The sequence below is a fragment of the Rufibacter roseus genome (assembly GCF_001647285.1).
Classification (GTDB): Bacteria; Bacteroidota; Bacteroidia; order Cytophagales; family Hymenobacteraceae; genus Nibribacter; species Nibribacter roseus.
Map to the genome: position 1 here is coordinate 448,811 of NZ_LRML01000002.1, position 15,597 is coordinate 464,407.

At 45.9% G+C, this 15,597-nt stretch carries 13 protein-coding genes; 11 read left to right on the forward strand and 2 right to left on the reverse strand.

The annotated features are described in order from the left end of the window. The first annotated feature begins 72 nt into the window (after window positions 1-72). From A8O23_RS03720 to A8O23_RS03750, 7 genes are all read left to right on the forward strand, one after another. Window positions 73-1,335, forward strand: coding sequence for an exonuclease SbcCD subunit D C-terminal domain-containing protein (locus A8O23_RS03720; protein ID WP_239693329.1), 1,263 nt, complete (start codon window positions 73-75; stop codon window positions 1,333-1,335). A 639-nt stretch (window positions 1,336-1,974) separates the two neighbouring features. Then, the gene (locus A8O23_RS03725; protein ID WP_153042062.1) at window positions 1,975-2,646 is read left to right on the forward strand and encodes a hypothetical protein; all 672 of its coding nucleotides are present in this window, start codon (window positions 1,975-1,977) and stop codon (window positions 2,644-2,646) included. A 73-nt stretch (window positions 2,647-2,719) separates the two neighbouring features. Further along, complete coding sequence (locus A8O23_RS03730; protein WP_066616737.1) at window positions 2,720-3,130, forward strand: hypothetical protein; 411 nt, start codon at window positions 2,720-2,722, stop codon at window positions 3,128-3,130. Between the two features lie 84 nt (window positions 3,131-3,214). Beyond that, complete coding sequence (locus A8O23_RS03735) at window positions 3,215-3,571, forward strand: hypothetical protein (protein WP_066616744.1); 357 nt, start codon at window positions 3,215-3,217, stop codon at window positions 3,569-3,571. Between the two features lie 71 nt (window positions 3,572-3,642). Then, window positions 3,643-4,077, forward strand: coding sequence for a hypothetical protein (locus tag A8O23_RS03740; RefSeq protein WP_239693330.1), 435 nt, complete (start codon window positions 3,643-3,645; stop codon window positions 4,075-4,077). Between the two features lie 98 nt (window positions 4,078-4,175). Next, on the forward strand, window positions 4,176-4,700 hold the full coding sequence (locus A8O23_RS03745; protein ID WP_066616746.1) for a hypothetical protein: 525 nt from the start codon (window positions 4,176-4,178) through the stop codon (window positions 4,698-4,700). A gap of 269 nt (window positions 4,701-4,969) precedes the next feature. Beyond that, window positions 4,970-7,498, forward strand: a complete 2,529-nt coding sequence (locus tag A8O23_RS03750; protein ID WP_066616749.1) for a cellulase N-terminal Ig-like domain-containing protein — start codon at window positions 4,970-4,972, stop codon at window positions 7,496-7,498. Between the two features lie 220 nt (window positions 7,499-7,718). On the opposite strand, the gene A8O23_RS03755 is transcribed toward A8O23_RS03750, so the two are convergent. Then, entirely contained in the window at window positions 7,719-9,164 is a 1,446-nt protein-coding gene (locus A8O23_RS03755) for an NAD-dependent succinate-semialdehyde dehydrogenase (protein ID WP_066616752.1), read from the reverse strand. 374 nt (window positions 9,165-9,538) lie between these two features. Here A8O23_RS03755 and A8O23_RS03760 point away from each other — a divergent pair, with 374 nt between their 5' ends. Together A8O23_RS03760 and A8O23_RS03765 are read left to right on the forward strand one after the other, a co-directional pair. Next, window positions 9,539-11,152 carry a catalase gene (locus A8O23_RS03760; protein ID WP_082882892.1) on the forward strand — a complete coding sequence of 538 codons (1,614 nt, stop codon included), beginning with the start codon at window positions 9,539-9,541 and terminating at the stop codon, window positions 11,150-11,152. 335 nt (window positions 11,153-11,487) lie between these two features. Continuing rightward, window positions 11,488-12,540, forward strand: a complete 1,053-nt coding sequence (locus A8O23_RS03765; protein WP_066616755.1) for an NAD(P)-dependent alcohol dehydrogenase — start codon at window positions 11,488-11,490, stop codon at window positions 12,538-12,540. Between the two features lie 119 nt (window positions 12,541-12,659). On the opposite strand, the gene A8O23_RS03770 is transcribed toward A8O23_RS03765, so the two are convergent. Next, complete coding sequence (locus A8O23_RS03770; protein ID WP_066616768.1) at window positions 12,660-13,511, reverse strand: M28 family peptidase; 852 nt, start codon at window positions 13,509-13,511, stop codon at window positions 12,660-12,662. A 229-nt stretch (window positions 13,512-13,740) separates the two neighbouring features. Here A8O23_RS03770 and A8O23_RS03775 point away from each other — a divergent pair, with 229 nt between their 5' ends. Next, the gene (locus A8O23_RS03775; protein WP_161486688.1) at window positions 13,741-14,475 is read left to right on the forward strand and encodes a transporter; all 735 of its coding nucleotides are present in this window, start codon (window positions 13,741-13,743) and stop codon (window positions 14,473-14,475) included. A 266-nt stretch (window positions 14,476-14,741) separates the two neighbouring features. After that, window positions 14,742-15,596 (forward strand): ceramidase domain-containing protein, encoded by an 855-nt coding sequence (locus A8O23_RS03780; RefSeq protein ID WP_066616783.1) that lies wholly within the window; start codon window positions 14,742-14,744, stop codon window positions 15,594-15,596. Window position 15,597 lies beyond the last annotated feature (1 nt).

The window sequence follows — 15,597 nt, forward strand, 5'->3', positions numbered from 1 at the left end:
CCTCAAAGTTGTTTGGCAATAGATTTGTATCTTCGGGCATTGAACCAGAGACCACATAGGAGGAGCAGCGGCATGATACGGGTTTTACATACAGCAGATTGGCACTTAGGGCAACGACTGGCGGGGAACGAACGCACCGAAGAACACCGGGCTTTCCTGACCTGGCTCTGCCAGATCATTTGCGACGAGAAAATTGATCTGCTGCTGATCGCCGGTGATGTATTTGACACCGGCTTCCCCTCCAACACCGCCCTAAAGCTATATTACGACTTTTTGCGCGAGGTGAAAGACACCTGCTGCCGCGAACTGGTCATTATTGGCGGCAACCACGACTCTGTTTCCACCCTTAACGCCCCCGCTGAATTTCTGCGCCACTACAAAGTGCACGTGGTGGGCGGCGCCCCTGCTAACCCGCAAGACCAGGTAGTGGTGGTAACTAATGACCAGGAAGAGCCGCAACTGGTGGTATGCGCCGTGCCGTTTCTGCGCGACAAAGACGTACGGCTTTCGGTGCCCGGCGAAACCGGCGAAGAACGGGAAGCCCGCCTGAAACAAGGCATCTGCGAGCATTACACCCAACTGGTACCGCTCATTCAGGAATTCAAAAAACAGAACCTGCCCGTAATTGCCACCGGCCATTTATTTGCCGCCGGCGGCAGCGCCTCAGACAGTGAGAAGGAAATTCATGTGGGTAATTTGGGCCAGATTGGTGGCGACCAGTTCCCGAAGGAGTTTGACTACGTGGCGTTAGGGCACCTGCACCGCCCACAGGTAGTAAACAAGATGCCGCACATCCGCTACAGCGGCTCTCCTATTCCGCTGAGTTTCTCAGAAATCGCTGACAAAAAGCAGGTGACTATTCTGGAGTTTGAAAGCGGAAAACTATCCAGCATCCTTGAGAAGCCTGTCCCCTGCTGGCGTAAACTAGTACGGTTTAAAGGCACCATAGACGAGATATTCCCGAAGATAATTGCCTTTGACAACGGCGACCAAGCCTACCCTGCCTGGGCCGAGGTACAACTGCAATATGAAAACAACCTGCACGACCACACCGTCCGCCTTAACGAAGCCTTTGCCCTGCAGCCTTCGGTTCAGTTGCTCATCCACCGCCCCCTGCGCACCCGAGATCAGCAAAGCCTGGACCAGCAGGTGCAACCGGAGCAAGACCTGGCAGACCTGAAGCCCAAAGAAGTCTTCCTGAAGAAATGCGAAGAAGCATTGGACGCAGACACTTACCAAGACCTGCTGCAGACCTTTGATGAACTGCTGGAGCTGATGCCGCAAAAAGAAGAAGAGCTAGTGGTAACCAGTGCCAAAGAAACCTCACAACCTTAACAATCTTTTTGAGGCAATTTATAGACAAGTAGCTCAACCAGCTCCTATGCTAGCTTATTCAGCCATGTTGGTTTCTGAACAACTGTGGTTTTAATTACAAATGACATAGCGGCTGTTACCATTTTCTACCTTTCGACTTATTTTGCTTATTTACCTTTAGAGATCGCTCTTTGGGGCAACGCAATTTGCGAGTTAATACCACTGCCCAACCTTACTTGAAAACAATTAAAAGTAGAACAGACTAGTGTTTTTGACCTACTATCAGAAAAACAGCCCCAAAACGCAAATTTTGGGGCTGTTCTATTTTAGTCCGCTGCTCATGCCGTAGCCGATAATAAACGATTAGCTTACGGATAATCAGGGTGCTCTTCAGTGTTAGTCCGCCATACAGATATAGCTTTTTTAAACTGAAGAAGACCCTTTACACGCTCCTTAAGGCAAATCCGCGGTAATTGCAGAGTAGTTTGGTAAACTAAACGGGAAAATATATCTTGTTATAGAAACCTGAATCCTGTCTTCAAAAAAAAATGAGGCGCGGGGACAGGAAAAACTATAGATATAGTGCGGCTAGCAGGAGTCGGACTCCTTTTAGCCAGTAGTTGTACCCAATTAAAATTAATAAAAATGAGATTATTCAAAATGAAAGCATTAAAAATCGTCTTGCTACTTGCATTTGTTGCTTGTTCTTACAGTTGCAGCGAGGACGATGGGGCCATTCCGGAACCCAACTGTCTTCCTACCACCGAAAAATATATGACAGGAAAAATACTTGGAAAGCAGGAATGCTGGGAAGACAATTCCGTTTATGATTTCAGTTCAGGCGGAGCAGGTTCTTGCGGGCAAGGATATGAAGACTGGGAGTATCAACACCTCTCAATGGCCTTCTTTATTGCTAAAAAGGACGGAATCAATAATGAAAAGCTTTTCACAATAGAGATACCATTTGAATGCGAGGATTTTTCTACAAAGGAGAGCTTCTACAACTTACTTAGTGTTGGTAAATACGAGTATCTGAGAGAAATACAAGGTACTGGCAAATTCATTATAACTTATAAAGACGCAAGCGGCTACTACTCTACCCTTAACACCGCCCAAGGCAAAAACACCTTAGAAATTACAGAATTAGAGAAAATTAAATCACCTGGCCCCAATTCTGGCATAGGCCAGTCGATAAAGTTTAGCATGAAAATCAATTGCATTTTAGCAGATTATAGCGGAAAGCATTTAGGGAAAATGGAAAATGTAGAAGTGAATGGTATTTATTACAGACAGACACCCAGGGCAGAGACTTGGTCAGATTATTGGGAATAAATAACTTGGTACAACAACAGCTAAAAAGCATTTAAACGCTTTTTAGCCAAGACGTTATGCTTAATAATAATTTATGAAGTTAGGACATATCTTCCTCTTAGGATTACTACTTTCATGTAGCATCAATAGAGAAAACGCCAATTTAACATCAAATGTCCGAGAAGAAATTTTCGGAAAGGAATTTTTAAATAGTGAAGTAGTCTCAATTGAGATATTAGAAATCGAGCATCCAATGCTTGGTAATGTTCTTAAAACTGTAGAACTCGATAAAAACCAAAAAGAACAATTTCTTAAAGATTTTGATAACCTAAAAAAGGTTGGGTTAAGGAAATGCTTTTCAAATTATGTGGTTCGACTGAATCTAAATTCTGACACTCTGAGAATAAAGGTTTGTGGTGATATGGTATCAAAAAGAAACGCTGATGTTTATTACAAGCTTCCAAGTGAAAGAAACTTCTTAAAAGATTATATAGACCAAAAATAACTTAGCATAACAAAACCTATAGTGAATAAACGCACCATAGCAAAGCCGTTGTGCATGAGGCCAATCATGAATAGACCTTCTTTGATGGAAGAAATAGAAAATAAAGCAAAGAAAGATGCCCTCTACATTTCACTTGTCTATGTTGGGCTGGGTACTATATCACTACTTGCTATAGCCTCACCGACATTGATGGAAATAGAATTCGTCTCTATTCTTTTTTGGCTGATTCTCCTGTTAACAATGCCTGTTTCATTTATTGGATTTGGAATCTTGTATGGTGAAGGTAAAGAAGGAATGGGCTATGCATTGTTGACTCAAGTGATAGTCTTTGTAATATTTTGGTTTATCACATATCGAATCCTTCTTGGGAAAGAGAAGAAGCGTTTGAATGCTATAAAAAGAAAAACAGAAAGAAGCACAAATGCACAACAAGACCTATAAGTTAGCTACGCCATCTTATAGCAAAGCCGTTGACAACAAGCTGAAAAAATAGCTTAATTAAATTTTAGCGAATGAAATCAATTTTCGACAAAAGTATTAGGGAACAACTCAATGAGAGAGTTGAAAGAATCAATCAAAACAATAAAGCTGAATGGGGAGAAATGAACGTTTTTCAAATGCTAAAACATAACACGTATTGGAATGGGTGGATTCTTGGAAAAGATAACCATACTTACAAACAAACCTTTATGGGGAAAATATTTGGGAAGATAGCATTAAGTAAAATGATAAAAGACGAAAAGCCTTTTGACAAAAACATTCCAACTTCCGAACAGTTCAAAGCAAAGGAACTGGATGGGGATGTGGAGTCCGAAAAATTAAAATGGATTACATTGATACAGGAATATGAAAACTATAGCAATCCGAGTTTCGTCCACGACTTCTTTGGTAAAATGACAAAAGAACAGATATCAATTCTAGTTTACAAGCAACTGACCATCATTTGAGACAATTTGGAATGTAAAAGAAAGCCTGTTGCAAACAACGTGAAAACGCCAGCATCGGCCGACGATAACACGGTTCCGTTAAGGTCAAATCAAAAATCATGAATGACGGATTAGAAGTAATAAAATCAAACACGATTCTGTTCACAATAGAACTAACCAAGAACACACTTTCAGATTGGATTGTAGATGATATAGTTGAGCTAAATAAGGAGCTTGGAAGCTACCCGATTTTAAAAACAGAATTTAAAACCAATCAAGATATAAAGAGACTGAAAGACTTTCTAAAAAGGGAGGTAAAGCAACTAGACGCTGATTTATACGACTCTTGCCTTGAGGAGCTAACAGAGATAAAAGACGACTTAAAGTGGCAAAATTCTGAGGACGGAAAATTGGTGCTTGAGTTGGAGAACTGGGTGCAAAATACTAGGAGAATAATTATGAACGAGGGTTGGAACAGTTTATTTGTAGGAAGAAGCATAATTGACCCCAAGCAATTGAACATAGGCGGTTTTGTAAAAGACGAGCAGCAGGTAAGGAAAATTAAATCTGAGGTAGAAAAGTTAGCACCGCCTGTTTATCCAAATTTTTATCTTGAAGTAGAGCAAAAGACCAATTGCTACTAAGTTTCACAAACCTTGCCTAGGCCAGCAGCCGTTCTCGTTCCTTTCTTGACTCATACGCATCAACATCACTTAGTTCAGCAGTCGCTTACACTGTCAGTTTATGACTACATAATAGTGCAGAGAGAAATGGCCACTACATAGAATTGTACCTAGGAAGAATAGATGAGTGGCACCCCTTACTATTTTTATAATTACCGCTAGTATTTATAAGTGTTTATTTTACCTTTATAGAATTGCAATCGGTTTCATAAAGGATTTTCACAATAAACATGAAAAAAAGAGAATTTCTATCAGTTGTAGTATTCCTGCTGGCGGCATTCAACTATGCTTCAGGCCAAGATCTGAAACTTAATGATCTTGAGTATTTCGAGACACAGGGCGTCAATGCGTTGGTGTACAGTAACCTCTTTACCGGTGGTTTCAACGATGAGAAAAACGCTGGTATTGAATTGATTCACCATGGCGTGAGAACTGCGCAAGGCGGCGCGGTAAGACTATCTCATACGCCAGAGCAGTGGGACCTTGTGCCTATCATATCAAACCGGAAAGTAGACCGAGCGGCAAAAACCATTGAGGCAACCTTACGGTTTCCTGATTATAACTTTGAGTCGCGGGTGGTAGTCACGGCCAAGGGAAAAGGGGTTGAGATAGCTGTTTTTCTTGATAAACCCGTTCCGAAGGCATTAGAAGGAAGTGCCGGATTCAATCTTGAATTCCTCCCCTCGCAATATTGGAACAAAGCCTATTTAATGGATGGGCGCCCGAACCGATTTCCACGTTACGTGGTGGGCAACACCGTTACGAAGCCTAACAGCCAAAAGCCAAAGCAATACAAAGGGTATGTCACTTCAGACGACCGAGGAACCGGCAAATACATTGATCCGCTTCCGCTTGAAACCGGACGTGCCTTTACGCTTGCCCCCGATGAACCCGAACGCTTAGTAAAGATCACCTCGCCAGATGCCGATTTGATGCTGTTTGATGGCCGTATGCTAGCCCAAAACGGGTGGTTTGTCGTTCGCAGCATGCTTCCGGCCGGTAAAACAGGCAAAGTTCTGACTTGGACAGTGGAACCTAATGCCATAAAAGGTTGGAAAAGAGAGCCGAATATTGGGTTTTCCCAAGTAGGCTACCTACCTACTCAACCCAAAGTGGCAGTCATTGAGCTAGACAAGAAAGATAAACCAAATACAAGCGCCTCCTTATTTAAAATTGGAGCTGATGGCAAAGAAACCAAAGTCTTCAGCGGCAAAATTGCACCATGGGGAGACTATTACAAGTACCACTATGTGAAATTCGATTTTTCTTCCGTTCAGACACCCGGTATCTACTTCATTCAATACGGAGATATTAAAACCAATAATTTCTTAATTGACAACAGCGTCTACAATAAGATCACAGACGCCACCAGCGACATATGGATCCCCATCCACATGAACCACATGTTTGTGAACGAGGCGTACCGCGTATGGCATGGCGAGCCATTCAAAGAAGGATACCGCCAGGCCCCACCTAACACCGATCATTTCGACCTTCATGCCCAAGGCCCAACCACCGATACCAAGTACAAGGCGCTGGAATTGATTCCTGGGTTAAACGTAGGTGGTTTTTTCGATGCCGGAGATTTTGATATAGAGACTGGATCTAACATAAGCGTGGTGCAGAACTTTGTCAGAACCTGGGAGAGTTTCAAACCCTTACGTGATCAGACATTCATTGATCAAAAGCAGCGTTATGTAGATCTTCACCGCCCAGATGGAAAACCAGACGTGTTGCAATTTATTGAGCACGGCACATTGAACCTTGTAGCGCAAGCAGAAATCATAGGCCACATGGCCCAAACGCTTTCTAACTCCGTTCTTGACAATTACCATCACCTGGGTGACGCAGCTTCCTTAACAGATGGCCTCCCATACAACCCCAAACTGGGCCCGTACGAAGTAGCCTCTGACGGTAGATCTAGCGGAGTGAAGGATGACATGTGGGCCTTTACAAGCCGTGACCCCGAACTGGATCTAAGAGCGGCCACCATGTTTGCCGCAGCAAGCCGTGCCTTGAAAGGGTATAACGACGAACTGGCAGCCAGAGCGTTGACTCAGTCAAAAAGGCTTTTGAAAGAGGCCACAGAATTACTAGCTAATCAGCCGCAAGATACAACTGGCCGGGGCAATGCCGCTAACATGGCCACCAACCTTCAACTGTACATTGCTACCGGTGAAAACCAATATGCTGATAGATTTAAGGAACTGTTATGGCCTGCTCTTGAACGTAACGTTAGCGGTAACCTACTAACGGCTTTGGATGCTATACCGCACATGGACGCCTCCTTCAAAGAAAAGCTACAACCGTATGTGGTGAAGTACAAAGAATACATAGATGGCCTTGAAAGGGACAACCCTTACGGAGTTCCGATTGGCCTTACAAACTGGGCAGGTAGCGGAGACGTGATGAGCTTTGGTACCACCATTTCCTTTGCCAGCAAATATTTCCCTGATATCATAGAAGCCAAACATGCTTTTAAGGCTGCTAACTATCTGTTTGGCTGCCACCCCTATCATAATTATTCATTAGTGGCAACAGTGGGTGCTACCCGCCCTAAAGCAGTCTTTTACGGAAATAACCGGGCTGATTTCTCCTTCATTCCGGGCAATGTTGCCCCGGGTATATTGTTCAGAAAACCTGACCACTTTGAGAACTACGACGACTGGCCATTTTTGTGGGGACAAAATGAGGGTACCATTGGAGGTAATACCTATTACCTAATATTCGGATCAGCTTTCAAAAACTTAGTTAAGTAACCTGGCATAAATTGAACAGGCCTCAGTCAGTAACTGACTCAGGCCTGTTCAATTTTAGAGAAACCGCAACCACAGAGGTTTGATGCTTATTACTTGCGTTTTTTTATAGCCAAAGTTATGGCCCGCTTCCGTTAATTGTTACTTATTAAATCACCACTTGCAAACGGTAGCTTTTATAAGGCCAACAGTCAATTATAAATCAACAACCGCTGCCGTCCTGTCATTTCACTCCTCCAAAGCACATGTACTTGATCTCCATAAAGTAGTCCATGCCGTACTTGGAGCCTTCGCGCCCGAAGCCTGATTCTTTCACGCCACCAAAAGGAGCCAATTCAGTAGAAATAAGCCCTTCGTTAATGCCCACCATACCGTACTCCAATGCCTCGGCCACGCGCCAGCAGCGGTTTACGTCTTTGCTGTAGAAGTAAGAGGCCAAGCCATATTCGGTGTCGTTAGCTAGTTGAATGGCTTCTTCCTCAGTGGCAAACCTGAAAATAGGAGCAACCGGGCCAAACACCTCTTCATGGGCAATGAGCATATCTGGTGTGGCACCGGAAAGCACGGTTGGCTGAAAAAATTGCCCCTCTATGATCTCACCGCCGGTGGTAATTACCGCCCCCTTCCCTACCGCATCTTTAATGTGCTCTTGCACCTTGCGCACCGCTTTTTCATTAATGAGCGGCCCCACCTGCACCTCTGGGTCCAGCACACTTCCGGTTTTCAAACCTTTAACGGCTTGGGTAAACTTCTCCACAAAGGCATCATACACACTGTCTTGCACCAGAATTCGGTTCACGCACACGCAGGTTTGCCCATTGTGCCGGAACTTAGATACCAGAGCTCCCTGCACGGCGGCATCCAGATCAGCATCGTCAAAGGCAATAAAGGGCGCATTGCCGCCTAATTCCAGTGACAGTTTCTTGAGCGTAGAGGCGCTTTGCTCCATCAGAATTTTACCTACCGGGGTTGAACCGGTGAAAGACAGCTTACGCACCTTGGGGTTTTCGCAAAGCTCCTTGCCTACTTCACTACTACTAGAGGAGGTTATGGTGTTATACACGCCCTTCGGAAAACCGGCTTCCTCTGCCAGATAAGCAATGGCCAAACCAGTTAAAGGCGTTTCTGAGGGTACCTTCACTACTACCGGACTACCGGCTGCCAAGGCGGGACCCACTTTTCGGGTGATCATGGCCAGCGGAAAGTTCCAAGGGGTAATAGCCGCCACGACTCCTATTGATTGTTTGATCACCACCAAACGCCGGTCTTGGGTATGGGACGGAATGACATCGCCGTAGGCACGCTTAGCTTCTTCGGCAAACCATTCTATGAAAGACGCACCATAATTTACCTCACCTAAACTTTCAGTAATGACCTTACCGGATTCAATGGTCATGAGGTGCGCCAGCTCTTCTTTATGGGCTATGATCAAATCAAACCATTTCCTTAGCAGTGCGGCTCTTTCTTTGCCTGTCAGATCACGGTAGGCGGGCCAGGCGGCTGAGGCGGCATCTATGGCTTCTTTCACATCTCCTCGGTCCATGTCCGGTACCGAGCCAATTACTTCACCAGTGGCGGGGTTGGTTATTTCAAAAGTTTCGCCAGAGGCGGCAGATATCCAAGCTCCGTTCACATATGCTTGGTTTCTGATCAATGTATTTTCTTCCATGTTCTTATATCATTAGCAAAGAGGTAGCTGCTGCTTCACTTCCCATCAGCTCCAGTACCCCCTTTTCAGGTACGGTGAATAAACTTCTTCGGCAAATCTACACTAGTGGTAAATTCTACAACAGCTTTTTATAGAGCCAGCAATTTATTAACATAGACAAAATAAATAACCATATAATAATTATTGATTTGTTCTATAGTAACTAAGACGCCACCTTTGAGTATAAGGTAAAAGAGAAAACTTCAGTAAGACCTACTTTTACCTTTTTTATACTGGGTAAACCGATAGCTGCAAAGGCTTTCGTGTTCCCTTTTACCTGAATACCGCTTTTAATCACCGTTAATTTTTCATTCATCATCAAAACAAAATTATCTATGGTGGAAAACAACCAAAACAAACCAGGCAACAACGGTTCCGGAAACGAAGAAGCCATGAAACTGACCACTCGTCAGGGGCATCCGGTTACCGACAACCAGAACATTCGCACCGTTGGAAACCGCGGACCTGCTACGCTGGAGAACTACCACTTCATTGAGAAGATCAGTCACTTTGACCGTGAGCGGGTTCCAGAAAGAGTCGTGCACGCCAGAGGCGCCGGAGCGCATGGTGTGTTTGAAGCGTACGGAAAAGTGGGCGATGAGCCTATTGCCAAATATACCCGCGCCAAACTGTTCCAGGAAAAAGGAAAGCAGACGCCTGTGTTTGTGCGGTTCTCTACCGTAGGCCACGGCACCCACTCCCCTGAAACCCTGCGCGACCCGCGCGGCTTTGCCGTTAAGTTTTACACCGAAGACGGAAACTGGGATCTGGTGGGCAATAACCTGAAGATCTTTTTCATTCGGGATGCCATGAAATTCCCGGACCTGATTCACTCCCAGAAGCCAGATCCGGTAACCAACATCCAGAGCGGCGAGCGCATTTTTGACTTCATCGCCAACACCCCTGAGGCTACCCACATGGCTACTTTCCTGTTCTCGCCTTGGGGTATTCCGGCTAACTACCGGCAAATGCAGGGTTCTGGCGTGAACACCTACAAGTGGGTGAACAAAGAAGGTGAATCTGTATTAGTGAAATATCATTGGGAGCCCCTGAAACAAGGCATCAGAAACCTTACCCAGGCAGAAGCAGAAGCTATTCAGGCTAAAAACTTCAACCACGCTACCCAAGATCTATACGAGGCCATCAAAGAAGGTAACTACCCTGAGTGGGAGCTGTGCGTGCAAATCATGAGCGATGACGACCACCCAGAGCTGGACTTTGACCCGTTAGACGATACCAAACTGTGGCCAGTTGATCAGTTCCCTTTCTTGCCAGTGGGCAAAATGACCCTGAACCGCAACCCAGTTGACTACTTCAATGAGGTAGAGCAGTCAGCATTCGGAACGGGTGTATTGGTAGACGGACTGGCTTTCTCTGACGACAAAATGTTGCAGGGCCGTACCTTCTCCTACTCAGACACGCAACGCTACCGCGTAGGGCCAAACTACTTGCAGCTGCCAATCAATGCGCCTCGTGTGAAAGTGAACACGAATCAGCGTGGGGGCCAGATGTCTTTCCACACTGATTTTGCCGAAGGCCAGAATCCGCATATCAACTACGAGCCATCGTTCCTGGGAGGCTTGAAAGAAGCTGCTCCGGCCGGTGGTGATTACTCGCCTCGCTACGAAGCTGCTAACCTGGTACACCAGAAATTGGACCGTACCAACGACTTCAAGCAAGCCGGTGAAACTTACCGCAACTTTGAGGACTGGGAGCGCGAAGACCTCATCAACAACCTGGTGAATACGCTGGCTACATGTGACCAGCGCATCCAAGACAAGATGATCGAGCACTTCTCTCTAGCCGACGAGGATTACGGTCGCCGGGTAAGAGAAGGTCTGGAGAATACCAAAAAGATGATGGATGACAAAGGGCCAAGCGGAGCTACCTCTCCAAAAGAAGGTGTAGAAGATGCCAAAAACAATTCGCATCCGGCTAAGCCCTATTAATTTGTAATATTCTTTTTTAGAAAAGCCACCTCTTTTGGGGTGGCTTTTCTATTTCAACTACCCGAGCAAATACTAATTGCCATCAATCCTGTTTTCAGCCTGCTTTTGGAAAAACAGCATCAAAACGCTTCTGCATCATTCCTTCCCCCTCGGGGAGAAGGTTAGGAGAAGGGGGAATAACGGCTCAAATTGCAGCTCAAGGGCTACTGGCACAGACACTAGCAGGAACTTGAACTCAAGGCTTTAGCCATACAAATTCAGCAGCACTACATCTTCAGCAGATTCTTCCCGTATCTTATAGTTTTAGAGCTTTTAGAATCTCAAACCCATACACTATGTTAGAAACAAAAGGATACGCCGCATTTGACGCCAACACTCCCCTGGCCCCCTATAACTTTGAACGCCGAGACGTAGGTCCGCACGATGTACTGATACAAATACATTTCTGTGGCGTTTGCCACTCAGACCTGCACACCGCCAAAGGTGAGTGGGGCGGTGCTATGTACCCCGTAGTGCCGGGCCACGAGATTGTGGGCCGCATTCTCAAAGTGGGTGAGCACGTGCAGAAATTTAAAGAAGGCGAAATGGCAGGTGTAGGCTGCATGGTAGACTCCTGCCAAACCTGCCCTAGCTGCAACGAAGGCCTTGAACAATACTGCGTACAAGGCTTTACCGGCACCTATAACAGCCCCGAAAAAGGCATGGACACCCCCACCTACGGCGGTTATTCAAACCAAATTGTGGTGAATGAGAATTATGTGCTGAAGATCAGGGAAGATCAGGATTTGGCCAGAGTTGCTCCTTTGCTTTGTGCCGGAATAACTACTTACTCGCCCCTGCGCCACTGGAAAGTAAGTGAAGGCCATAAAGTAGCCGTGGTTGGATTAGGTGGCTTAGGTCACATGGCTGTGAAATTGGCCGCTTCCATGGGAGCCGAGGTGACGGTGCTAAGTACCTCGCCAAGCAAAGAAGCAGACGCGCAGTCGCTGGGAGCCCATAAATTTGTGGTCACCAAAGACGAAAATGCCCTGAAGCAAGTGCGCGGCTCTTTTGATTTCATCATAAACACAGTATCAGCTAAGGTGAGCTTAGACATGTATGCCAGCCTGCTCAAGCGCGACGGCACCATGATTTTATTGGGAGTTCCGCCCGAAGCTCCACAACTGCACGCGGGTACACTTATTTTCGGGCGTAGAAGCATTGCCGGCTCACTTATTGGTGGCATTGCTGAAACCCAGGAAATGCTGGACTACTGCGCGGAGCACAATATCCTTTCAGACGTGGAGGTAATCAGCATGTCGCAGATCAACAACGCCTATGACCGTATGTTGGCCGGTGATGTGAAGTACCGATTCGTGATTGACATGTCTACGCTACAGCACGCTTAATTATTTAAATCATACACCAAAAGGCCTGCCTTCAGAAAAGAAGGCAGGCCTTTACGTTTTAGGTGTGTTTTAAGAAAAACAGCTCCAAAACAGCTTGTAGAAGCTTTTTGTCTGGAATGTTAAAAGTTAAGCATGGCTGCGTAAACACCTTTCACCACTTCCGTCATCCGGTTGAAATCAAGGGTATCAATGGTGTCAGTTCTTTGGTGGTAGTGTGGGTTGCGCAGAAAAGAAGTGTCGTTGATCATGACGGCTTGGTAGCCTTGCGCCCAATAGTTGCGGTGGTCTGAGAGCGAGACACCGGGCAAGGCCGGCGGAGCGGCAATGGACTGCACATCTATGTCAGAATTTTGCTGCATGAACTTCTGCACCCGCTGCACCGTCTGCTCCTGCCCCATCTGCCCCACCACCACTATAAAATTACCGGTATTGGGGTACAACTTCTTCAAAGACTCATGCTGAAACTCCTGTGAATTGGGGGCATCGGTGAAGTAGCCAATCATCTCCAGGCAAATCATCAGCCGCACATCTACCTTCTCCCGTTTCATTGAAGCGGCATGTACCGCGCTGCCCATTTTTTCGGTGGCAAAGAACGGGGGCTCCTCAAAGTTGAAAGCTACAAAATCGATGCGGTATTTCAGGTTAGGCTTTTCTTCGTGCACCACTCGGGCAAGCTCCAACAAGCCTGCAACCGCACTGCCATTGTCATCGGCTCCTGGTGTGTCGTCGCACACATCATAGTGAGCCCCTACAATAATTCGTTCTCCGTCTTCAGGCCCAACTGTTAAAATTATATTTTCAAACCCCTGGTGTAGCGCCTGCTTACTTACTCTGTCACTCAACTTCCGGAATTCCTGCTCTATGTAATCTGCAGCTTTCTGAAGCGACGCCGGATACCTAATGCTGCGGGGCGGGTCAAGTGAGGTGAGGTATTGAACATCTGCGTAAAGACGGTCTCGTTGTACAGGCATGGCAAACAGATCTGGTGGAACGGTTATATGTACTGATTCAGGTTGGGCAAGTTGCTTTTCTCAGCCCGAACTTATACGGATTCTCTTCTGGAAACTACTACTTGAATCAATACCCAGAGGCAGAGCATCAACTTCTACTAGTACCGCCCGTACTTTCTGAGAATCAAAATTCCCCCCTATGAAAAACATATACTTATTTTTTTTAAGCAGCTTGTTGCCTCTTGCGGCTATGGCCCAAGAATCGAGTCCGCCTGAATTTGAAACGGACCGCCCTGACCGCACCGAGGCTTCTAGTGTAGTACCCAAAGGATATTATCAGTTAGAAACCGGCTTCCGCTATCAGAAAGATAGAAAGAACGGAATAGAGCAAAAGGAATGGATGTACCCCCAGGCCCTGCTCCGAATAGGTGTATTTGAAAAAGCGGAACTGCGCTTGGAAGGTACCTACCGCCGCCAGGATTATAGACATGCAGATCTGCTGTTCCAGCAACACAAAGGATTAAGCAACCTGCGGGTGGGCACCAAGATTAAGCTGGCGGAGGAGAATGGCGTTCTTCCGGAGACCTCTGTTTTAGGAATGCTTGAAATGCCTTTGGGCCATGACCAATTCGAGCCAGAGAAAGTGGCTCCCCAAATAAGGCTGTTGTTCACAAACAAACTCACCCAAAACCTGAAGCTCCAGTACAATGTGGGCTACCGGAGGCAGAAAGAACAAGGCGACATGGAAAACAAGCTACAGTACACCGCAGCCTTCAGCGGAAAGCTCAGTGAGAAGCTGACTCTCTTTGCTGAATTCTTTGGGGAGAAAACCAAAGAAAGTCGCCCTAAGAACCAGGTAGATGGAGGTTTACAGTTCATGGTACTGCCCAACCTGCAGATAGATGCCATTGCCGGAGCAGGTATTTCCTCGGCTGCCCCTGAGTTCTTCTTGGGTGGAGGCATTAGTCTGCGGTTACCACAATAAAAAGCAAAGAGGCTGTTTTAGGCTTATTTTTAGAAAACCAAACCTAAAACAGACGTTCAAGACAGAGATGCAATTCAGCTTAAATCACTGGTTTATTCCTATTGATATAAAAGACTTTTAAATTTATTAGATAATCGTAGAAAACGGCAGGACCCCAAAACAACCCACCATTTCTCATTCATAATTTCTAATTTTTAATTTGCCGCAGGCCTCGTATCTTAGGTGAGGGCAAGCAGGTTGTTTGCCAGAAACTTAGGTAAAACCAGATGCACGAAAAAGGCCTGCACCACCCTAAAAAGATTCTACTGCTCATTGGCCTAACTATAGCCGGTGTAGTTGCAGTACTCCTGCAAGACCGAATTCCGCAGGATGTTTCTTACCACATTTTTGCCGACGAAAGAGAATTACTGGGGTTGCCAAATTTTTGGAATGTGGTATCCAACCTCCCTTTTGTAGTAATTGGCGCCTGGGCCTTTTTGCAGCTTCTCTCGCAAAAGCCAGCTGGGTTGCTGAAGGGTACCTTGCCCGGCTATCTGATTTTCTTTGTGGGCATAGTCTGTACCGGATTAGGCTCGGCGTATTATCACCTGAGTCCGTCTAACCAAACCCTCCTCTGGGACCGATTACCTATGACCATTGCCTTCATGGGCTTTTTCTCCGTTATTCTAAGTGAATACGTTCACTTTAAGGCTGGTAAAATACTACTTGCTCCCCTGTTGTTGTTAGGCGCTTGGTCAGTGGGGTACTGGTATTTAACTGAACTGCATGGTCAAGGTGATCTAAGGTTTTATGTGCTGGTTCAATTTCTGCCTATTCTGCTCACTCCTGTTATCTTGCTGCTGTTTTCTTCGCCATTTAACACCAACGCCTACACTTGGTTAGTAGTGTTGGCCTACGCCCTTGCTAAAGTATTTGAAACCTTTGATGCCCAAATTCTGCAGGTAACCGGTAGCCTGAGTGGCCATTCTATTAAACACGTGCTGGCTGGCAATGGCGCCGCTCATATTCCTGCTGGGGCTCTACAAAAGAAGAGTGGTGCACAGAACAAAAAAGAAGAAGATACAGCCTGTCACAGCAGTCCCTTAAAAGCAAAACGCCACCCGTTTGGGTGCGTTTTATGAT

Excerpts from the sequence above, each read along its gene's own strand:
- A8O23_RS03755 (WP_066616752.1), bottom strand. The coding sequence starts at position 9,164 with ATGGAAGAAAATACATTGATCAGAAACCAAGCATATGTGAACGGAGCT.
- A8O23_RS03760 (WP_082882892.1), top strand. The coding sequence starts at position 9,539 with ATGGTGGAAAACAACCAAAACAAACCAGGCAACAACGGTTCCGGAAAC.
- A8O23_RS03770 (WP_066616768.1), bottom strand. The coding sequence starts at position 13,511 with ATGCCTGTACAACGAGACCGTCTTTACGCAGATGTTCAATACCTCACC.
- A8O23_RS03750 (WP_066616749.1), top strand. The coding sequence starts at position 4,970 with ATGAAAAAAAGAGAATTTCTATCAGTTGTAGTATTCCTGCTGGCGGCA.
- A8O23_RS03740 (WP_239693330.1), top strand. The coding sequence starts at position 3,643 with ATGAAATCAATTTTCGACAAAAGTATTAGGGAACAACTCAATGAGAGA.
- A8O23_RS03775 (WP_161486688.1), top strand. The coding sequence starts at position 13,741 with ATGGCCCAAGAATCGAGTCCGCCTGAATTTGAAACGGACCGCCCTGAC.
- A8O23_RS03745 (WP_066616746.1), top strand. The coding sequence starts at position 4,176 with ATGAATGACGGATTAGAAGTAATAAAATCAAACACGATTCTGTTCACA.
- A8O23_RS03720 (WP_239693329.1), top strand. The coding sequence starts at position 73 with ATGATACGGGTTTTACATACAGCAGATTGGCACTTAGGGCAACGACTG.
- A8O23_RS03765 (WP_066616755.1), top strand. The coding sequence starts at position 11,488 with ATGTTAGAAACAAAAGGATACGCCGCATTTGACGCCAACACTCCCCTG.
- A8O23_RS03735 (WP_066616744.1), top strand. The coding sequence starts at position 3,215 with ATGGAAGAAATAGAAAATAAAGCAAAGAAAGATGCCCTCTACATTTCA.
- A8O23_RS03730 (WP_066616737.1), top strand. The coding sequence starts at position 2,720 with ATGAAGTTAGGACATATCTTCCTCTTAGGATTACTACTTTCATGTAGC.
- A8O23_RS03780 (WP_066616783.1), top strand. The coding sequence starts at position 14,742 with ATGCACGAAAAAGGCCTGCACCACCCTAAAAAGATTCTACTGCTCATT.
- A8O23_RS03725 (WP_153042062.1), top strand. The coding sequence starts at position 1,975 with ATGAAAGCATTAAAAATCGTCTTGCTACTTGCATTTGTTGCTTGTTCT.